Source organism: Campylobacter concisus UNSWCS (assembly GCF_000466685.1).
Lineage (GTDB): Bacteria > Campylobacterota > Campylobacteria > Campylobacterales > Campylobacteraceae > Campylobacter_A > Campylobacter_A concisus_A.
Window position 1 is genome coordinate 77487 of the sequence record NZ_ANNG01000011.1, and the last position, 21274, is coordinate 98760.

Here is a 21274-nt window from a genome sequence, read left to right on the forward strand (position 1 = left end):
GTAAAAACTTGCTTAAACAAAGCAAAAAGCTTAAACGTATTTTGATACGAAATAAACGTTATTATAATTAAAATTTGATATGCAAAATAGGCATATTTCTTAAAGTATAAAATTAGAGAAAATAACAAATTTTATAGGTGCAAAAAGCACCTATAAATTTACGCTTTTAGTTTTAGTCTGTCGCCAGCGTAGTAAGCGATCTTCCAAACAGTAGTTTGTTTTAGGTCTTTTTCGCCATAACCTCTTGCAGCAACTCTGTCATTGTAGATTTTTTCGATGACATCTGACTCGCCAACTAGTAGAGCTTTTGTAGAGCACATCGCAGCACAAACTGGCACCTTGCCCTCAGAAATTCTATCTTGTCCATATACTTCGCGCTCTTCTTCACTATTAGTTGGTAACGGACCGCCTGCACACATGGTGCATTTATCCATTACGCCTCTTGCACCAAAGGCACCATCTTTAGGGAATTGTGGCGCACCAAATGGGCAAGCATATAAGCAATATCCACAACCTATGCAGATATCTTTATCATGAAGCACGATGCCATCAGCTCTGATGTAGAAACAATCAACTGGACAAACAAGCGAACAAGGCGCATCTTCGCAGTGCATACATGCGATTGATGTTGAAATTTCTTTACCAGGCATACCTTCATTTAGTGTGACGACGCGGCGTCTTCTAACTCCGATAGGCAACTCATGAGCTTCATCACATGCTACTGCGCAGCCGTTGCAATCAATGCATCTATCTGTATCGCAGTAAAATTTAAGTCTATTGTTATCGTTAAATGCGCTCATATTATGCCCTTTCTATGCGGCAAAGACCGCCTTTTGTTTCTGGAATTTGAGTGTTGATATCATATCCATAGTTTGTTACGGTATTTGCACTCTCACCAACCGCAAATGGCAAAGTTCCTTCTGGGAAATTTCCAGTCATATCAACACCTTGCATATATCCAGCCCAGTGGAATGGCAAGAAGATCATATCAGGCTTGACTGATGGCACGATCCTTGCACGAACCTTGATCTTAGTTCCCTCAGGTGAATGAACCCAAACAAAATCCCAATTTTTAATGCCATGTTTAGCCGCTAGCTCTGGGTGGATGTCAGCAAACATCTCAGGCGTAATGCGTGATAGATACTTACTAGCACGCGTCTCCATACCAGCACCACTGAAATTTACGAGACGAGCTGTAATAAGGTTGATAGGGAATTCTTTTGAGAAGTCCTTACTTTGTTGCAAGCTTTCAAATTTAGTATCAACGCGGTATTGTTTTGCTTTATCTTTAAAGCTTGGATACTTCTTGGCTAGATCTGGTCTTGGTGAGTGGATCGGCTCTCTGTGTTGAGGGATCTGATCGGCAAATGTCCAAACGATAGTTCTAGCACGTGCATTGCCATACGGAGCGATGTTTTTCTCCAAGCATTTTGTTGCTATGATATTACTATCATCAGTTGACCAGCTGGCTCCGATCCTTGCTTTTTCATCATCAGTCAGTGTGATGCCTAAAATTTTCTCGATATTGTCTTTTTTGATCTCAGGATATCCGCCATTTATAGATGAACCAACTGGCGCTGAGCCTTCAGCTGCTAGCTGGCTAACACCGTTGTGCTCTAAACCAAAGCGGTTTCTAAAGCCCATTCCGCCTTCACGAACTGATTTATGTGTATCATAAAGTATTGGGCTACCTGGGTGATTTTCTGTCCAGCATGGCCATGGGAGTCCGTAGTATTCGCCCTCAACAGGAGTGCCAGGCTTGCCAAGAGATGTTACTTCATCAAATTTATCCCAGTTCTCTTGGTGGCGTTTTAGGCGCTCAGGTGTCCAGCCAGTCATACCGATAGTTTTTATAATATTTGCTATCTCGTGAGTAGCAGCTTCTGGCCACTCTATCTTGCCGTCAGCGTCCCTTATAGTGCGAGTTAGCTCGTCATAAAAGCCTATGCGTTTAGCTAGTTCAAATAACAATTCATGATCAGGTATGCTCTCATAAAGTGGTTTGCATACTTGGCTTCTCCATTGACCACTTCTGTTTGTAGCTACGACTGTGCCGCTAGTTTCATACTGAGTTGAAGCAGGTATGACATATACATTATCTTTTTTATTTGTTATAACGGCAGCGTCATTTACAAACGGATCTACACAAACAAGTAACTCAAGTGCATCAAGACCCTCTTGAACCTTTGCTTGTTGTGCAGTAGATGTTATGCCGTTACCTATAACTACAAGAGCTTTTAGGCTATCTCCTGCATTATCGATCGCATCATTGCCATCTTTACCATTTAGCGTACCAGCCCACCAGCGTGCAAGTGAAAATCCTGGCTTAAACATCCACTCAGGCTTGATAAAATTCTTTTGCAACCACTCGAAATCAACCTTCCACATTTTTGCAAAATATTTCCAGCTTCCTTCATTTTTAGGGTAATAACCAGGTAGGTTATCTGGTAAATTTGCCATATCAGTTGCACCTTGAACGTTGTCGTGGCCTCTTAGGATGTTACATCCGCCGCCACTTACGCCCATGTTGCCAAGCACTAGTTGCAAGATCGGAGCTATACGAGTGTTTGAGCTACCTATTGTGTGCTGAGTTAGACCCATCGCCCAAACGACTGAGCCAGGACGGTTTTTAGCATAAATTTCTGTGATCTCTTTAAGAGTTGCAGCTGGCACTCCAGTCACATCTTCAACGACTTCTGGTGTCCATTTTGCAGCCTCTTCACGAATCAGATCCATACCATAAACACGGTCATCAATAAATTTCTTATCCTCCCAGCCATTTTCAAAGATGAGATTCATCATGCCATATATAAAAGGTATATCCGTTCCTGGGCGAATTTGTGCGAAATAATCAGCCTTTGCCGCCGTTCTTGTATATCTTGGATCGATTACTATTAGCTTAGCGCCCTTTTCTTTTGCTTTTAAAAAGTGTCTAAAACCAACTGGGTGATTTACCGCTGGGTTTGATCCGATTATAAAAATAGACTTTGCGTTTTGGATATCTCCAAGGTGATTTGTCATAGCTCCATAACCCCAAGTATTCGCCACACCGGCGACTGTAGAGCTGTGTCAAAGACGTGCTTGGTGATCTAGGTTGTTCGTCCCAAACATCGCAACGAATTTGCTTATATAATAGCTTTGCTCGTTGCAGTCTTTTGCTGATCCTAAAAACATAACCTGCTCTGGATTTTTCTCGCGGTAAGCTTTTAGTTTTGCACCGATCTCGTCAAGTGCTTGCGTCATAGAGATGCGTTGCCACTTGCCACCAACTTTTTTCATTGGATATTTTACACGGCAGTGTGAGCGAACCATATCGATAACGTCTGCTCCTTTACAGCAGTGACCACCAGCACTTACTGGGTGATCTTGTGCTACTTCTTGACGCACCCAAACACCGTTTTCTACCTCTGCTAGCACTCCGCATCCTACAGAGCAAACTGAACAAACAGTTTTTACTATTTTTGAGTCTGGAAATGGGTTTGCCATCTCTTGAGCTGTTGCTTCTCTTGTGACATTGCTTGCTGCAAAGCCGGCCGCTCCACTAGCACCTGTTAATGCAGCCATTTTTAAAAACGATCTACGGCCGATGTTGTTTGGCGTAGCGTTTAATATAGCTTCAGACATTTTCATCCTTTCTTAAATTTCTATCAAATTTTATTTTGCTTGTTTGTAGTAAAGTTCCCAGTTTTTGCTTCTTTTATAAAGCACCTCGGTCTTTTTACTCTTTCCTGATTTTAAATTTTCATTAGCATTTGCTGCTACCGCACCACTTGCTGCCACAGCGCCAACTAGACCGACTTTTTTTAGAAATTCGCGTCTATTTTGCATATGTACCCTCCGTTCTTAGTTTTCTTATCCTATTTTTTTCTCTTCTTATGCTTTCTGATCTTGAAAGACCATCGCTCTTTTTGTGGTCTATCTTGACTGGTTTTGGTGAGTTTAGTGCTACGCGCTCAAACGCGATAAATTCGTTTAGCAAAACGGCTACATCCTTGTAAATTTCACTATTTTTATGCTCATATAAATTTTCTATAAACTCATCAATGTTTGGATTTATAATATTTTTAAAAAGCTCCTCTTCACACTCGTCAAATTTACCGATAAACTCGTTCATAAGCGTAAAGACAAAGCCCACGTTATCTTCATTCTCTTTAAATTTACTCTCATCTCTTCTGATGTTTGTCTTAGCTAAAATTTTACGCACATCAGCGCAAGCATGACCCACTTCATAACCCTCATCGTAAAAAGAGAGTGAGTTTCTAAGCGGACTTGGCGGAGTGTGAAAAATGTCATCAAATTCGGTGATCAAATTCTCTGGATTTTTTTCATTAAATTTACTTTTTATATTAGTAGCAGCATGCGAGACTTCATCATTTAGGCTGTATTCTTCTATGAGATCAAGCATTTTACTAAGATCATCAAATCTCTTTTCATCTTCACTAAATACGAAGAATTTAGAGAAAGTAGCGTAGTAAAGTTTTCTGCCAGCTGCAAATTCCTCTTTTGTGCTCACCTTTTTCCTTAAATAGTTTTTTAACGACACTGAAACTATACAATTAATTGCCTTATTAATTTGGCTTAAAATAAAATAAATTAGAAAAGTTAAAAAAAGCTTAAATATGCCTTAATTGCATATTTAAAAGCACTATTTTTAGGGGATTATACAAAATATGATTTTTTAGCAGAATTATTAAAATTTAGCTCTTTTTTGATATTCATTTTTATTTTTGGAATAAATTTAAAGAGTGGGAGTAAATTTTACTCCAAAGCTAGCATCGAGCCATCTTCAAATTCTAAAAATACCTGCTCTCCGATCTTTGTAATTTCATCATCATGGCTAAAAATTTTGATCAAAAAGTCGCCAACTTTGACCTTCAAAAGCTTTTCATCGCCCATGTAAAGCGAGGCCGAGTGCAAAACCCCTGAAATTTGACCCTCACCACCTGTTTTAGAAATTTTTATCTTGCTTGGGTTGATCGTGATCTTGCTTTTGCCTTTAAAATTTGAAGGTAAATTTAGCTTCGCATCATCGCCAAAGCTTAGCACGCCACCCTCTATCTCAAAGATATTTTTGTATTCAAACTCGCAGACCCTGCCTTTGTGCAAAAACACGCACTCGTTTGCTAGCATGCTAAGCCACTTCTCGTCGTGACTTGCGATGACAAAGCCGCAGCCATATCTCTCGTGCATCAAATTTATAGCCTTGCTAAAGAGCTTTGAAGTGGCGATATCAACGCTGTTTGTCGGCTCATCAAGCAGATAAAATGGCACCCTTAAAGAAAGTGCAAGTGCAAATGCGATGCGCTGCGTCTGACCAGAACTTAGCTCAAAGTGGCGCTTGTCTAAAAATTTCTCATCAAGTCCCACAAGAGCTAGTGCTTCGCTGGTTCGCTCCTCAAATTCGCTTAGTAAATTTCTACTTTTTAAAATGGCTTTGAAATTTTCTCTAACGCTTCTTTTTAAAAGGGCTGGCTCAGGCAGCAAAACGCAAATTTTACGCAGCATTTCAAGGCTTGGTCTATTTTCTCCCCAAAGTGAAATTTCCCCACTATCTGGGCTTTGCAGGCGTGAGAGCACTCTTATTAGCGTGCTTTTGCCACTGCCATTACTGCCCATTAGAGCGGTTATTTTTTTAGTATTTATATCAAGGCTTGGGATATTTAGGATCTCGCTTTTGCCGTAGCTTAGGTGTAAATTTCTTATCTTTATCAAAATTTGCTCCTATTTGTCTAGTTTTCTGAGCGCAAAGATCGCTAAATTTACTAAAAATGCGATAAATATCAAAACCATGGCAAGCGCTATACCCATGGCAAATTCGCCCTTGTTTGTCTCAAGCGAAACGGCTGTGGTGATCGTTCTAGTAAAGTACTTGATGTTGCCACCTATCATCATCGCAACGCCCACTTCAGCCACGATCCTGCCGTATGCGGTGGCGATAACTACCATGAGAGCGTAGCGCAGCTCGTAAAGCACACAGCAAACTAGCTTTGCCGGCGCAAGGCGTAAATTTAAGATAGTTAGATAGTGCTTTTTCTCCATATTTTCAACCACGCTTGCAGTAAGCGAGATGATGATAGGGAGGGCAAGCACAAACTGACCCAGCATGACCGCTTTTAGTGTAAAGAGTAAATTTAAGCTGCCAAGCGGGCCGTTTCTAGTGATAAATGCGTATAAAATAAGACCGATCGCAACTGTTGGCATGGCAAGAGCCGTGTCACTTAGAAGGCGTAAAATTTTTCGGCCCCTAAAGTCATAAAAGCCAAGCATGAAACCAAGTGGAAAGCCAACAACAACGGCAAAAAGTATCGACACGCTTGATGTGTAAAGAGTAGCCTTGATGGCTGAATATGTTTCAAGGTTGCCGTTTAAAAGTAGATTAAAGGCTTCTGTAAAGCCATTAAGTAAAAAATCCAATTATTCTTTCCTAGCATATTTCTTAAGATTATTTTAAATGTGCTATAATATCACAATTTTTTTTAAAGGAGAAAAATGAAAAAGATTATTTTAGGCTCACTAGCAGCCGCAGTTTTGGCGTTTGGCGCTGACAATGAACTAATCATGGCGACTACAACAAGTACAGATAACACTGGCTTGCTTGATGCGATCTACCCAGCTTATAAGGCAAAAACAGGTGTTGATATAAAATGGACAGCTGTTGGTACAGGTGCAGCTCTAAAGCTTGGCGAAGACTGCAACGCTGACATACTTTTCGTTCACTCACCAAAAGTTGAGAAAGAATTTGTAGAAAAAGGCTTTGGCTTAAAAAGAAATGCCGTAATGTACAATGACTTCGTCGTTATCGCTGATAAATCAATCGCTGATAAATTTAAAGGTAAAGATATCAAACAAAGCTTTGAGCTCATCAAAAAAGATGGTATCAAATTCTTCTCACGTGGCGACAAATCAGGCACAGATAATAAAGAAAAAGGCATCTGGAAAAAGATCGCTGGTGAAGTCCCTGAAAAAGATAGCTGGTATATGCAAACAGGCCAAGGCATGCTAGCTACGATAAATGCTGCTGCTGAGCAAAAAGGCGTTACATTTACTGATCGCGGTACTTACATTAAATATGAAGCAAATCAAAAAGGTCATCCTGAGATGGTCATCATCAACGAAGGCGACAACGACCTTAAAAACTTCTACTCTCTAATCGCAGTAAATCCAAAACACTGCCCTAAAACTGACATCGAAAATGCAGAGAAATTTATAAAATGGGCGACAAGCGAAGAGGGTCAGAAATTTATAGGCGACTTCAAACTTCTTGATAAGCCACTTTTCACTCCAGACGCAAACACACGCAAAAACTAATTCAAAGGGCGAGCAATCGCCCATCTTTTTATAAATTTTCATATTTTTTAAATTTATTTTTAATCACTTAAGCTAAAAAACAAAATTCAAAATAAGACAAAAACGGCAAAAAGCTCCGTAAATTCAGCGTCAAAGTAATATGCAAAATTTGCATATTACTTAAAATTTTTTTAAATAAAATAATTAATTTTAAAATTTATTTTATGTTATAAGGAATATAATAACCAGAAATCGCGAAATATTATTCGAAAGGAATACTATGCAAAATATAGTTAAAACGACCTGTCCGTATTGCGGAACTGGTTGCGGCATAGATCTTATCGTGGAAAACGGCAGGATCGTCGATGCGAAGCCAACAGACAACCATCATGTAAATGATGGCGAGTTGTGCTTAAAAGGAATGTTTGGTTGGGAATTTGTAAATTCACCAAAACGCTTAACCAAACCTATGATGAGAAAATTAAATGGCGAGTTTAATAAACACGGCAAACTTGAAGAGGTTAGCTTTGAAGAGGTTTATGAATTTTTAGGAAAGACTTTTAAAAATAGCGTTGAAAAATATGGTCCAAGTTCTATCATGGGCTTTAGTTCAGCTCGTTCAAACAACGAAGACAACTATGTATTTCAAAAATTCTTTCGTGCTTTAGGAAGTAACAACGTAGATCACTGCGCTCGTCTTTGACACGCTCCAACAGTGGCAGGTCTTGCCAGCACCCTTGGAAACGGAACAATGACAAACGATCTTGTTGAATTTGCGACTGATACAGATGTATTTTTACTAATAGGCACAAACACAAGCGAATGCCACCCTATCATCGCTATGCAGATGCAAAGAGGCTTAGAGCGTGGTGCAAAAATGATCGTTGTGGATCCAAAACGCACTGATATGGCTAAAAAAGCCGATATATTCTTGCAAATTCCAGTTGGCTCAAACATCAAAACACTAAACACAATGATGAACGTCATCATCTCTGAAAATTTACAAGATACAGAATTTATCGAAAAATATGCAGAGGGTTTTGAGTATCTAAAAGAAGCCGTAAAAGACTTCACTCCTGAGAGATTTGAGCGTGAGACTGGCGTCAAAAAAGAGCTTATCACTGAGGCTGCTAGGATGTATGCAAAAGCTGGCAGTGCTGCTATTTGCTACACTATGGGTATCACTCAGTTTAGCGACGGCACATCAAATGTATTCTCGCTTTCAAATTTAGCGATCCTAACAGGAAATTTAGGTAAAAAAGGCGCTGGAGTAAATCCGCTTCGTGGTCAAAACAACGTTCAAGGCTCATGCGATATGGGCGCACTACCTAACGTCATCCCAGCAGGTCCAGTAAATAGCGCTTATGCACAAGAGCAAGCTCGCAAAGTTTGGCACTTCGAGCTTAATCCAGTGCCTGGCTTTAAACTAACATACGCACCTGATAAGATGGATAGCGGCGAGCTAAAAGTGCTTTACGTTTATGGCGAAAACCCTGTTATGAGTGACCCTTGGACAGAGCACTTTGTGCATGCTACGCATCACCTAGACTGCTTTATCGTGCAAGATCTATTCTTCACTGAAAGTGCTCAAAAGGCCGATGTCGTCTTACCTGCAGCTGGTTGGGGCGAAAAAGATGGTACATTTATCAACACATCTCGCCGCGTTCAAAGAACTAGAAAAGCAAGCGAACCAGTAGCTGGCGTAGAGCCTGACTGGAAAGTAGTTTGCAACATCGCAAAAGCGATGGGACTTGAGGGATTTGACTTCTTAAGCGCAGAAGAGGTTTGGGACGAGCTTAGAAAACTAATGCCTAAATTCTTTGGCGGTATCAGCTACTATAGACTTGAAAAACTAGGTGGCATCAGCTGGCCATGCCCTGATGAAGATCACCCAGGCACACCTGATCTTTATACCGATCACAAATCAATGCTACCTGATGGTAAATTCCGCCTAGCTCCAGTACTTTACGCTGACGATAAAGATAAGCGTGCGAGCATGGAGGCTGAATTTAAAGCCAAAATGCATATACCTGATGGCTATCCAGTAGGTTCAGGCGCGATGAGCGAAGTACCTGACGAGGTTTATCCTTGCTTATTTACAACAGGTAGAAAAGTTTATCACTACCACACAGGTACGATGACTAGAGAGTGCCCACCGCTAGAGTATGGTGCTGGCATCGAAGGTCCGCTAATCGAAGTAAGCCCTGATATCGCAAGAGAAAGGGAGCTAGAAGATGGCTGCTACGCAATGGTAGAGAACAAACGCGGCAGGATAGCAGCTAAACTTCGCGTAAATCCTGACCTTAGGGAGAGTACGATATTTACGACTTTCCACTATAGTGAGGCTGACGGTAACGAGCTTGCAAATGCTCAAGACCACGATCCGCTCTCAGGTATCACACCTCTTAAGATCACTATAGCTAACATAAAAAAATTAAGCGAAGAAGAGTATATAGCATTTAGACAACAAAATGAGATGTCTATGCACTCTGAAAAACCTTATCTTTCACCTGTTAGATCATAATTCAAGGGCGCAATGCCCTTGAAATTTTTAATTCAGATTTTAATAGCAAATCAACTTTTATTAACTAAAATTTCCTATTGTTTTAGATGAAATCTCATAGTAAGAATAGGTTGTTTTTATAAAATTGCTATGAAGTGCTATCTCTATTTTTTACATCTATCAAGGCTCTTAGACTTTTAAAGCTTGTATGCGCCGGCTAAAAGCTTTTATTGGCTTTAACTTTTAAATTCTGTGATCACTAATTGGTGTGAGAGTATAGGTATTGTTTTTCTTTTAGCTGACTAAGGCAAAAGTTTGGCTATTTTTGAATTGTCAGCCAAATAGTCAGCTAAAAAGTTGTGATAATAATAGTTTGCTATTGTTTGTAATTTTTTGAATAAAGTTTTAAAATAACGTTAAAATCGTGGCTCAATGTTTGCAAAAGTTGGTAAAAATTTGTGATTGTTTATAAGTGGTGGCGGACAGAGAGGGACACTCCGCCAATTTTATAACTTTTATCACTTTTAAACCTTTCAAAAGTCCGATATATGCGACTTTTTATTGATATGGAGATTATATATTTTAAAGCTTTATTTTTGCTGATTTTCTGTAACAAAGTCTTAAATTCTCTGTAACGAGCATTCTGTGATTTTAAAGGGCTTTTAGAGTATTTTTAATAAAAAAGCTTGTCCTATTATCAGGACAGTTTTTCTTAAACTTTTAGCTATAAAAATTTTTGATTTAACAAAAATAAAGACTCTAAAGTGCTATAATCTACTCAAATTTAAAAGGACTTTTATGACTACCATGATAAACATTCAAACAACTGCAGATAATACCACTCTTGAAGCGATAAAGGCTCTACTTTTTAAAATAGATCCAGCTGCTATTTTTGAAACCTATAGTGAGCAGCAAAACTATCTTAGTAAAGAGGACGAAGAGCACCTAAAGAGGATTTCTGATATGGATGATAAAGGAGAGCTAGAGTATGTCTCAATGGACGAAATGAGTGCTCATGTAAATTCTCTTTTTAAAAAATACGGTGCCTAAATGCAGCAAACTCCTTATTTAAGCAAGGAATTTCTAAGCCAACTTGATGCGATTTTGGATTTTTACTCTAAGGATAGCGTTGAAATTGCTTGGATTTTTTATTGCGAGCTATTAGAAAGACTAAAAAGCATCTCTTATATGCCTTATAGATTTAGAAAAAATAAAACAATCAATAGAGAAGACACGAGAGATCTTATCTTTAAAGGGTATGTGGTGGTCTTTCGTATAGAACAAGATCACATAAAAATACTTGCAATATATAAGCACAATCTTACTCCTTACTCATAGAAATACACTATTAGCTTAAATTTATAGAGGCTATAGCTTCTAAATTACTATTTGGCTCTTGCATCTTAATCTCCACAGGAAAGGATATGCCAAAGTGTTCAAGCTCTCTTTTTAGCTTGATATTTGTATTTGCATGAGTTATGACTAGATTATAAATTTCTTCTTTTACTTGCCTTATCTCTTCTCTTGCAAACTCTATTTCACTATTCTTTTTGATAAGCTCTTCATTGGCCTTGCAAAGCTTATTTTTAGTAGTTTGCAGCTCCGTCTCTTGAGCTTTATATAAGCTTTCTTGATCGCTAAGCCTTGTTCTTAGTGTTTGATTTTCATGCTCTAGCTCTTCTACCTTTACTTTTTGCTCTTCACTATATCTAGTAATGATTTCTATATATGTCTCATCTTTTTCAATGACAGCCTCTAGCTCTTCTAGTTTTTTCATAAGCTTATCATTTTCGCTAGCCACTCTAAAAGCTTTTAGTTTCTTATGCTTACTGCCACCATCTCCTTTTATCATTCCCAGAATTTCAGCATTTGTGTTATATACAGTTTTAAAAACGGTTTTATAGTCCAAATTTGGATCAGTTGTATTCTTTTTGAATCTTTGCATTTGGTTTCTGCCATTTACTAAGCTATTCCATTCTACATGAGCATGCTTTTGAAATATTGGTTCAAATTTTTCATATTCGAGTTCAGCCCCTTTTTCATAGTATTGCTTGCCATTTACACTCTCTTTTATATGTATGTAATAAGCTCTGCCATCCTTATCTGTAATGTATGTGCCACCTAGTTTGCCATTTTCATCATGAAATAGTGGAAATATCTCCTTGTTATCGCTCTTTCTCAAAAGGTGCCCCTCATCACTATGAATGTATAAATTTATGGGTTCAATATTTAAAATTTTGCTTACAGCTTTTATGGATTTTAGTAAGCTTGATAATTGCGTATGCTCGTTTAGTCCTATGACGCATTCATAGTGACAGTTTTGCTTTAGCGGCTTTTTGCCTTTATATTTATCTACTAGCTTGATCTTGCCAAGATATGATACTTCATACCTCATCTCATCTCTTCTTTTTTGCCATAAGTCATCAAAGCTAAGCTTATTTAATCTTATGTGTCTCACAGGCTTTTTCAAGATGCCATATTTTTCGTTTAGATAGTATCCTGGCATTAGGTAGCCAGGTTTTTCTTCTCTACTATTGTGAGCATTTGTTCGGTCACTAGCTAGCTCAAATGTTATATTTGCTTGTTGATTTTTAAACATATTGCCTCTTTAATTTAATATCTATTTATAGTAATTATATGTGTTTGGGCAAAAATCATTAGCCTAAACCATTTTATTGCCCAAATTGGTTTAGAGAGCTCTAAACCTTTGGGCTCTGCGAGGCTTTTTAATGTAAAAGAGAGATTTGACCTACATTCTTTTAAAATATAAGTCATATTCTATAGCTAGACTAAATGAGTCCTTTATGCCTACCCCTGCTAGCTTGTTTGTGCATCATCTGCTACATAGGCATTTTTCTAATCGCATATTTTACGTATTTTATTTTTTATCTTTAAAGCATATCTTTACAGTATGTTTCTCTGCTTGGCACTTCGACTACTAGCGGATCACTTGATGATATAGTGCCTTTTATCTTATATCCACATAGACAGCGATACTATCTTTTTTCTTTTATAGTTTCTAAAATCTTCTTAAGGTACTTTTTAAATTCGTCAGCAGATGTTTTATTATCATTTGTTAATACACTGAGTATAAAAATTTTGTTTTCAGAACTATGTCTTATGTTTTTTGGCTCATTAAAGACGTTACTTTTGGCATAGATTAGAATTCCAGTGTTTGAACCGGCTTTCTCCACGTATTGTTTTATTTGTAGCAAATTCTTGCAATCAGTTTCACCTATATAGGCATTATAAAAATGCCTATATTTAGCATCCAAAACAGCTAAAATTTTCCCTTCTTCATCTTTTATCGCAAAATCAGGTCTCAAATCCAAGCCTGGAATTTTATACTGAGTCTCTAGGCTAAATTTACCGCCAAATTCGTCCAATGCACTTTTTATGAGCCTCTCGACATAAAGTTCAAAAAGGTTGGGCGCATACAGTAAATAACCAAAATTTAGATTTTTGACGGCGCTTTCGTTCGTATATCTAGAATCTTGCAAAATGATAACTCTGGCGATTTGAAGAGCAATTTTGTAGTCTTTATAAAGCTCGTTCATAACGGATTTTGAGTTCAAAGCCGTATCTATGTCTCTGATACTCTTCATCTTGCCATTAGCATTGGCTAGCAAAAAATTCTTTATTTCTTTGTCGTAAAGTACGAATTTAGTGTTTTTTCTAACCAAGATATCGTAAGCTTTTAAAAGCACCCTTGCGACTACTTCGTCGGGCACTCGCGAGCTTTTGCAGCTTGAAATTTTACCCGTAAAGGGCTGATCTTTTTTGATGAAATTTTTAACGTCGAGGCTTCCGTGCATGGCGTAGTCTCTGAAAGGAATTTTCTTATAAACGCTTGGAAAGCCGCTTAGCTTGGCTAGCTTTAAGCGGCTGATAAATGAGGCATAAAGGATGTAGTCCATAGGGATCTCGCCATTTATCTCGGCGACGCTACCGCCAGAGCTAAAAAACGACGAGTCGATAGTTTTAAAAAGCTCGGCTTCTAGCTGCTTACCGAAACGCGAGTTTATGATATACTCTTGTCCTTCAAAGGTAAAATGGCCTATGTAATTGCCAAATACATAGTTGCTGTCTTCATACTTTCTAAGTATATAGTGCGCATCTTGACCTTCTTTTATCTTTGGGTCAAATTTATCATGCCGTCCGTTTAGAAATATTATGCCCGTCTTACCTTTTGTCATCTCATCAAAGGTTATTTCTTTTTGATGCTCGGCACACTTGCAACAGCTGTTATCTTCAAACATCGCACTAGCCTACGAAAATTTTCTTAGCCATCTTTAGTTTTTTCTCTACTTCGCCGTCGCCAAACTGTGTTCTGATATATTCACGCAAGATCGGTTCTATATGCCTATTCCAAATTTGTTGCTCACTCATTGCTTCCTTTTTGAGAAAATACGAATGCCCAATCTCATAAGCTCTACCTAAATTTAAACCATCTTGTTCTTGCTTGCCATTTAACTCATACGTTTTGCCAGTAATATATTGGTTTAAATTTTTGCATTTTGTCTTGTAGGCTTTATCCGTCGCATTTTCTACAGCCTCATAATCACACTCCATCAAGACCCACGCAAAGCGCCTTCTAAGAGCTAGATCAAAGCAGTCGATACTCTTATCCACATCGTTCATCATGCCTATGAAATATATGTTGCTTGGTATAGAAAACTCCTGCTTACTAAGTGTATAATTTTTAGTCTTTATGCTTTCACCTCGGTAATTCTCCTCTAAAAGCGATAACGTCTCGCCAAATACCGCTGCTATGTCGGCTCTATTTATCTCATCAACTATGAAAAAGAAATTTTCATCAGTATTTTGTGCTGCTTTTAAGCAAAATTCTTTAAATATGCCGTTTGTCAAAGCTAAATTTAAATTTCCGTTTTGTATGCCGATCGGTTTTATGCCGTCTATAAAATCCTCGTATTCAAAACCGCCATGAAACTGTACCCACTCGGTTCTATCGCGGTTCGGATCTAAAATATCAAGGCAATCTTTTACAAATTTTGTCTTGCCGGTTCCAGGTGCACCGTAGTAGATGATATTTTTTATACCATTTTGAGTTAATTCGTCAAATTCATCAGGAATGCACCTAGACAAAATGCCAAAAATATCCCTTAAAGCACCGCCATATTTTTCATATACCTCTTTCTCTTCATCTGTTAGTGTTTCTATAAATTTTCCAGTATCTATATGTCCGTATCCATTTGGGACCGTTGTATTTGAATTTCTTGCTACATAATTTTTAAATTTGCAAATTATTCTATTAATAACAAAAAACTCTCTAAGTCTTTTAGCAAGCTCATCATCAACTGGCTTTACAGTGCCATCTTTAATGTAAAAATTTACATCACCTTTTTGAAAGTATTCAAGTAGTCTTTGAAATATATTTAAGTAAAAGATCGTATGAGTATCTTTGATATTTAGTCCTTTTTTACAAATTTCTAAAATATCATAAAAAGCAGTGTATAACGTGTCAAAATCATCAAATTTAAGATTGCTAAGTTGGTGTAGCAAAACTGAAAAATGTGTATTTGCTTGATCATTTATTTTATTTTTATCTATCCTTGTTTCTATCGTAAAATCTTTCAGTGGCTCAATCTTTGCTCTATCTACTATATGAGTTATATCACTTATACTTAGAGCTTTTTGCGCATTTTCATATATGTCTTCAAGACTCACTTTACTCCAACCATCTACTAGTGTAAGAGATTTATCTCCATATGGACTTTCTTCACATATAATAATATTGTTTTTATCCTGATCCCAATCAAAATCCTTAAACACTTTCAAATTTCCCTTGCAGTTGACAATCCTACTAAAAATCTTATTTACCTTTAGTATCTGCTCAGCTGTAAAGTTACTCATTGTATTCTCCTAAATTTTAAAAAGCTCCCGCAAGGGGAGCAAAAAGCTTTTTAAAGCATCGCCATTAAGTCTAAATTTCTCAAAAAAGAAATTTCAAAAATCAATACTGTCGGACGCACCGCACGAAGTAGTGTTGAGGAAAATCGCGCCCGTCTTCACTACCATCCTCGAAACGCACTACACATGCGCGAGACGAGTGGCCGGCACGTTTAGTTTGGCTCCAATACCATGGATAATCAGAGTCTGTTATGTATTTAAAAGCCGCATTTAGAGCAGGTTTATATCTACCATTATCCACTATACTTAGTAGCTCCGCTCTGGTCGGTAGCCTCCAGTCTTTGTATCCGGCTAGGCTTAATGTTTTGCAGTACTCCTGTGCCTCCTTCCACGTTCCTTCAAATATTTGTTTTGCGTCCTGCCACATCAGTTTACCTAGCTTCTTTTCGCTACATACCACTACGTTTTTATCATTATCTCGGTAGCACGTAGGGCTTAGTGCCTCTGCGTGAAGCAGTCCGCAAAGCAACAAAGAAACGGCTATATGTCTTTTCATCTTTTTATCCTTTCTTAAATTTTAAAATCAATAGTCCCGGACGCACCGCACAAAGTCGCGATTATTAGAAACGCCATAAAGGTTACTGGCGCCGAACCAGAAAGCCACGGCCCACGCAGCAGACGGGTCGTTGTTGGCTTTTTTGGTAGAGCTCCAGTACCAGCCGTAGATTTTTTCGCCTCTGTCGCTCATCTTGTATGCGATGTTTTGAAAGGCTTTGTTTATCGTAGGGCTGTCCATGCCATGATCCGTGATGCTTAAAAGCTCTTTTATCGTAGGCAAACGCCAGTCATCAAAGCCAGCAAAATTTAAATTTTCGCAGTAGTGAATGGCTTCGTCGTAAGCCATCTCATGTAGAGGTAAATCACCGTCTTGCCACATCAGCTTATATATATTGTCTCTAACGACTTCCAAACGGTTATCTCTGCTAAATCCGGTAGTTATATCACCCACAACTGGGTCAAACGCAAACGCAGAGCCACAACACAGCAAAATAGCAAACATAAAAGCTATCTTTTTCATCTTTATCCTTTCTTGTTTTGCTTGAAATTAGACCTATTAACCTGATGATGTATGTTAGTTCATAAAAACTATCACTATTAAGAATAAATTTACTATACGGATAATTTTATTAGAATTATTCTTATTGAATACTTAATTCATATAGTATTTTTTTATCAATTATACTTCTTAAATTTAGAGCAATTTCAAAGAGTGTAAAATGCAAATTTATGAAAGAATAAATGCGATCCTAAGAAGTAAAAAGTTAAAGAAAAAGGACTTTGTCCAAAAATTTATAGATCTTGAACCTAGACTAAAAAGCACAGGCGAAGTGCCGTCTCTGCCATCTATATATAACTATCTCAATGGAAATAGAGAGATCAAAGCTGAGCTTATACCTTATATAGCAAAAGCCCTTGGAGTAAGCGAACAAGAACTTTTTATAGACGACCTTAATATCTCAAGCTTTTTAAAAGATATGGTCAATAAATGTAATTACAATGACAAAGAATATGAAAATTTACAAAACATAAGTCGCATCATAGATCTTTGTCAATATGCTTCAGAGCCACTCTTATCAAGGCTAATAGAAATTCTAGAGAAAAACAAAGAGCAAACGCTAAGACATATGAGAGATATTTCTCTTTTATAACCACCTTCTACTCGCCATAAAGACAACCATACCTAGAAACTATGTAGTTAGAATAAATTTTATATTAAATAAAGTTCGTAATGAATAATATACTTGCAAATTTTTACTTATAGAAAAAGTAGTTCTCGATGAAAAAGGCATTATTTGTTGTATGCTTTTTGGCTAGTATGGTGTATGGATTAGAAAGAGGTGCTACTAGCAATTTCAAATACATTATAGATACAGGTGTTCAATCAATCTATGTGCTTCAAAATAGAACAGACGGCTATGACTTATCATTTCAGCAATATTATTGCTTTGTTTTTTGGAAAACTAATAAAAATATAGATAGAATTTTGGTGAACGTAGTCTATTGAAATACTACGGGTCTATTAAAAACTACAAGGATAAAATATGTCATTCGAGGTTGAATATGATCTTTTTAATGATGGAAGTAAAAAGAAACCAAATAATAATCTAAAAATACATCAAACACCTATTTTAAACTCTCTTGTAAATACATATGCGCTCTCTCTTTTTGTTGGTAAATTTTATGATTTTAGTAAAAATGACCATGCTCTACTTGAAAAGGTGGTCGATAAAAAAAGAAATATGCAGACTGAAAAATTTATGGATGAAGTTTGCAAAGTTTGTGGTAAAGACGAAGATCTAATAGTAAATGTGCCAAGACTTCGTGGCTACATTAAAAATTTTGATGAAAAAATAGACAGCAAAAGAAAGCAGATAAATAAAAAGCTAAAAGAAGTATGTGAAGAGTTTTTTGCACTTATAAAGCTAGATCAAAATTTAGTACCGAGCCAAAAACAGCATATAAATGATAAAAATAGTTACATCCTAGCTCCAAATGAATACCTAGAAAAGCATATAAAATCTCTAAAAAGTAGGTCAATAGTTGATGATAAAAAATTTGCGTATATGCAAGACGCTGCTTTTATAATGATGTGTTTAAACTCAGGGGAGTACTTTTGGAAGGGCGAATACAAAGACTTTTCAAGTAGTCAGCCAGATGATATGACGCTTTATCTTTTAAGCTATGTTTATGACGAGGCAAAAGTTCAGAGATTTTTAAAATCCATGAATGTTTTGATCATAAAAAGAGGCTTTGTGATGGGGCTAGATAGGGACAATCAAGCGCTAGTTTTTAGCAATATGGGATCAGAAATTTTTGAGCTTGAAATTTTTAAAGATAGATATATAAGCTTTAGAGAAGATGACGCTTTGATTATATTTTCACCCGCATTTTTTGGTAACTTTGATCAAATTTATGATGAAATTTGGAAGATAAAGCAAAATGTGATAAAAATAAAAACTACCCCTACTAAAAAGAGCTTAAGATCTTTAGATGACAGCTCTCTTTTAGATCATGAGCTTATATATCAATCCCTTAAAGATGAAAATATTTTTGTGTTAAGCAAATTTAAAAAGGAGCTAGATAATCTAAAAAATGACCTTTCTTACAAAAATTTTGAAATAAACAAAGATAGATACGCAAGGCAGTGGCTTATAGATGATATCTACGGACTATATCTTGCCACGCACGCTCCTTTTAGATACAAAAACTCTAAAGAGCTAGCTAAAATTTACTTTGAAGATCTCCTTGGTAAGAGCTTAAATTTATTCATTGATGAAAAAAGAACTCCTGCTTTAGGACATCACATAAACGATCTAGAGCTTTTATAAACGACCAAGCCACCGGCTCTAGAAGCAATAGGTGGAATTTAAAGGCTCATCTACTATCTTAAACTTCTCTCACAAAAACCAAAAACAAGGAGAGAAGATGGCAGAGTTTGACAAGCTAAATTTCGCCGACATTCACATGAGCTTGCTGGCTGATAGAAATATCTTTTTATATGGGCAGATCGATCAAGAAATTTGCCTAACTACACAAAAAACACTTTTGTATCTTGACAGCGTAGATCAAAGCGACATAAACATATATATAAGTGGCCCTGGAGGCTCTATATATGATGGCTTTGGACTAATCGACTTTATGAAAACCATAAAATCACCAATCAATACATTTTGCGTGGGGCTAGCTGCCTCCATGTCTGCACTCATATTTTTAAATGGAGATAAGCGCTATATGCTGCCAAACTCAAGCCTCATGCTTCATCAGCCTCTTGGTGGTGCATCAGGTCAGGCAAGCGACATCGAACTAATCGCAAATCAAATTTTAAAAATCAAATCAAAAGTCAATGAGATGATAAAGGCTAACAGCAATCTAAAAATAGCAAAGATAGAGCAACTCACCGATAGAGACTGCTATATAGACGCATCATCAGCCATTGCTTATGGCCTAGCTAATGAAATAATACCAACTAATAAAGGAGAATAATATGTCAGTTTTTTCACTAATCAACAACAAAAAAGAGCTAGCTCAAGTCGCTACTTCAAACGCTCTTAGCATACCTATAAGCTTTACGCATGCGATGATAACAGGGCAAACAGGTTGTGGTAAGACCACTTCAGCGATCCTACCAGCGATGGATGAGCGTATAAAAGTAGGGCATGGGATGCTTGTCTTTGACTACAAAGGAGTTGAGCATAAAAAGGTTAAATTTTTAGCCAAGAAGCATGGCAGACTAAAAGATGTCGTAATGATAAATGTGCCATGGGGGAACAAAATAAATATAATGGATGATGCAAGTGAGAGCTTATTGATGAATTTCTTTCAAAAGACATTTGGCACAAAGCGTGATCCATTTTGGGGAAATTTAGCGGCAAATATCGCCACAAAGTCTCTTTCAACGATGAAGGCGATATGCGACCTTATGGAGCAAGGTTTTTGCACCCCATATATAGAAAATAGAGCAAAAGATATAAAGCCAAGCTTTGCAAATTTATGCAAATCAACCCAGCAACTAGGCGACTTTAAAAAATTTTATGCCTTAGTTAAGCTGGTAGATGATCATGTAAAAAGCGACACGGCATTTGCAAGAGTTATAAGTAAAAAATCTTTGGTTAGCTCTTTAAATGAGAAAATTTGGGCATTAGGCGAGTTTAATGAAAAATCTGAAAATTTCATACAAGCTTTCAAGGAGTATGAAGGTGTAAGAAATGATGAAGAGTCACAAAAAGCAAGACTTTTTTCAAACTACACATTTATGCTTTTTGCCTTGCAAAGCATAGCCGATGATGAGATGCTAAACTATCATGGCAACAGCATAAGCAAGCTACTAAATGAAGGAAAGATAGTCGTTGTAAATTCTCAAGGGCTAAAGGATAGTGCGGTAGAGCTTATGCTAAATTCCACCCTTTCAAATATGGCGCAACGCATAGCAAACGAAGAGAAGGTGCCAGTTAGTATCTTTATAGATGAAGCGCAGCGTGTGCTAAATCCATCAACGGACCTACACGCTGACGTACTAAGAGAGGCTAGGGTTGAGCTAATACTTGCCTTTCAAAATGAAGATGTGCTAAAAAGCAGCCTTGGTAGTGACTCAAGATATAAAGAGCTGGTGGGAAATTTAACCAATCAATATTTCTTTAAAAACTCGGTCAGACAATACGCCAGCGGAGAGGATAAAGACTTTAGCAAGTTAAAAAAATTTGAGTATTACCACGATGGTAAAATTTATAAAGCTTCGCCTATATTTATAGATGAAAATGACCTTTTAAAGGCTGAGCTAAGCTATCAAAAAGAGCTTGGCATCTGTAGTAGTTTTACTAATGTAGATCTTGGGGATAATGAAATTTTAGTATATAACGAGCAGCTATTTAAAAGGCGCTCTTTGCTCATAAAACAAGACATAGTGACAAAAAAGAAGTCTGAAGTGCCAGTGCTAAATCAAAAACTTGATGCGCTGCTTAAAAGACTAAACGTTTTAGTTCAAGAAGCAAACGAAGCAAGTGACGAAGATAAAGAGCTCTGGGAGATTTTATAAGATGTAAATTTACTCATGGG

At 37.3% G+C, this 21274-nt stretch carries 20 protein-coding genes; 9 read left to right on the forward strand and 11 right to left on the reverse strand.

Features of this window, described 5'->3' with window-relative positions:
• Positions 1-158: 158 nt before the first annotated feature.
• The 6 genes from fdh3B to tupB form a co-directional block, all read right to left on the reverse strand.
• Positions 159-800 (reverse strand): formate dehydrogenase FDH3 subunit beta, encoded by a 642-nt coding sequence (gene fdh3B, locus UNSWCS_RS04345; protein ID WP_021087450.1) that lies wholly within the window; start codon positions 798-800, stop codon positions 159-161.
• 1 nt (position 801) lies between these two features.
• Positions 802-3624, reverse strand: a complete 2823-nt coding sequence (locus UNSWCS_RS04350; RefSeq protein ID WP_080655743.1) for a formate dehydrogenase subunit alpha — start codon at positions 3622-3624, stop codon at positions 802-804.
• Between the two features lie 30 nt (positions 3625-3654).
• Positions 3655-3828: a twin-arginine translocation signal domain-containing protein gene (locus UNSWCS_RS04360; RefSeq protein ID WP_002941238.1), complete on the reverse strand. Its 174-nt coding sequence runs from the start codon at positions 3826-3828 to the stop codon at positions 3655-3657.
• Positions 3818-4513, reverse strand: a complete 696-nt coding sequence (locus UNSWCS_RS04365; RefSeq protein ID WP_021087486.1) for a molecular chaperone — start codon at positions 4511-4513, stop codon at positions 3818-3820. The genes UNSWCS_RS04360 and UNSWCS_RS04365 overlap by 11 nt, the downstream gene beginning before the upstream one ends.
• Positions 4514-4758: 245 nt before the next feature.
• Positions 4759-5712 carry a tungstate ABC transporter ATP-binding protein TupC gene (gene tupC / locus UNSWCS_RS04370; protein WP_021087491.1) on the reverse strand — a complete coding sequence of 318 codons (954 nt, stop codon included), beginning with the start codon at positions 5710-5712 and terminating at the stop codon, positions 4759-4761.
• Between the two features lie 9 nt (positions 5713-5721).
• Positions 5722-6414 (reverse strand): tungstate ABC transporter permease TupB, encoded by a 693-nt coding sequence (tupB, locus tag UNSWCS_RS04375; RefSeq protein ID WP_021087440.1) that lies wholly within the window; start codon positions 6412-6414, stop codon positions 5722-5724.
• 75 nt (positions 6415-6489) lie between these two features.
• Here tupB and tupA point away from each other — a divergent pair, with 75 nt between their 5' ends.
• The 4 genes from tupA (at position 6490) to UNSWCS_RS04400 (ending at position 11128) form a co-directional block, all read left to right on the forward strand.
• The gene (gene tupA / locus UNSWCS_RS04380; RefSeq protein WP_002941321.1) at positions 6490-7308 is read left to right on the forward strand and encodes a tungstate ABC transporter substrate-binding protein TupA; all 819 of its coding nucleotides are present in this window, start codon (positions 6490-6492) and stop codon (positions 7306-7308) included.
• Positions 7309-7567: 259 nt separating this feature from the next.
• Complete coding sequence (locus UNSWCS_RS12735) at positions 7568-9811, forward strand: molybdopterin oxidoreductase family protein (RefSeq protein ID WP_414531019.1); 2244 nt, start codon at positions 7568-7570, stop codon at positions 9809-9811.
• 777 nt (positions 9812-10588) lie between these two features.
• Positions 10589-10840, forward strand: a complete 252-nt coding sequence (locus tag UNSWCS_RS04395) for a hypothetical protein (protein WP_021087446.1) — start codon at positions 10589-10591, stop codon at positions 10838-10840.
• On the forward strand, positions 10841-11128 hold the full coding sequence (locus tag UNSWCS_RS04400) for a type II toxin-antitoxin system RelE/ParE family toxin (protein WP_021087466.1): 288 nt from the start codon (positions 10841-10843) through the stop codon (positions 11126-11128).
• Positions 11129-11138: 10 nt separating this feature from the next.
• Here UNSWCS_RS04400 and UNSWCS_RS04405 read toward each other — a convergent pair whose 3' ends face one another.
• The 5 genes from UNSWCS_RS04405 to UNSWCS_RS11485 all read right to left on the reverse strand — a co-directional run bounded on the left by UNSWCS_RS04405 (position 11139) and on the right by UNSWCS_RS11485 (position 16739).
• A complete protein-coding gene (locus tag UNSWCS_RS04405) occupies positions 11139-12389 on the reverse strand; it encodes a hypothetical protein (RefSeq protein ID WP_021087504.1) in 1251 nt (416 codons plus the stop codon).
• Positions 12390-12786: 397 nt separating this feature from the next.
• On the reverse strand, positions 12787-14049 hold the full coding sequence (locus UNSWCS_RS04410) for a 5-methylcytosine restriction system specificity protein McrC (protein ID WP_021087480.1): 1263 nt from the start codon (positions 14047-14049) through the stop codon (positions 12787-12789).
• Between the two features lie 4 nt (positions 14050-14053).
• Complete coding sequence (locus UNSWCS_RS04415) at positions 14054-15664, reverse strand: McrB family protein (protein WP_035143489.1); 1611 nt, start codon at positions 15662-15664, stop codon at positions 14054-14056.
• A gap of 100 nt (positions 15665-15764) precedes the next feature.
• Positions 15765-16217, reverse strand: a complete 453-nt coding sequence (locus tag UNSWCS_RS12740) for a DUF1566 domain-containing protein (protein WP_051267824.1) — start codon at positions 16215-16217, stop codon at positions 15765-15767.
• 27 nt (positions 16218-16244) lie between these two features.
• Positions 16245-16739: a DUF1566 domain-containing protein gene (locus UNSWCS_RS11485; protein WP_021087431.1), complete on the reverse strand. Its 495-nt coding sequence runs from the start codon at positions 16737-16739 to the stop codon at positions 16245-16247.
• 199 nt (positions 16740-16938) lie between these two features.
• Here UNSWCS_RS11485 and UNSWCS_RS04430 point away from each other — a divergent pair, with 199 nt between their 5' ends.
• The 5 genes from UNSWCS_RS04430 (at position 16939) to UNSWCS_RS04450 (ending at position 21254) form a co-directional block, all read left to right on the forward strand.
• A complete protein-coding gene (locus UNSWCS_RS04430; RefSeq protein ID WP_021087448.1) occupies positions 16939-17370 on the forward strand; it encodes a transcriptional regulator in 432 nt (143 codons plus the stop codon).
• A gap of 128 nt (positions 17371-17498) precedes the next feature.
• Positions 17499-17726, forward strand: coding sequence for a hypothetical protein (locus tag UNSWCS_RS04435; RefSeq protein ID WP_035143496.1), 228 nt, complete (start codon positions 17499-17501; stop codon positions 17724-17726).
• A gap of 37 nt (positions 17727-17763) precedes the next feature.
• Positions 17764-19050: a hypothetical protein gene (locus UNSWCS_RS04440; RefSeq protein WP_021087505.1), complete on the forward strand. Its 1287-nt coding sequence runs from the start codon at positions 17764-17766 to the stop codon at positions 19048-19050.
• 97 nt (positions 19051-19147) lie between these two features.
• A complete protein-coding gene (locus tag UNSWCS_RS04445) occupies positions 19148-19705 on the forward strand; it encodes a ClpP family protease (RefSeq protein ID WP_021083671.1) in 558 nt (185 codons plus the stop codon).
• Between the two features lies 1 nt (position 19706).
• A complete protein-coding gene (locus tag UNSWCS_RS04450; protein ID WP_021087425.1) occupies positions 19707-21254 on the forward strand; it encodes a TraM recognition domain-containing protein in 1548 nt (515 codons plus the stop codon).
• Positions 21255-21274: the final 20 nt, after the last annotated feature.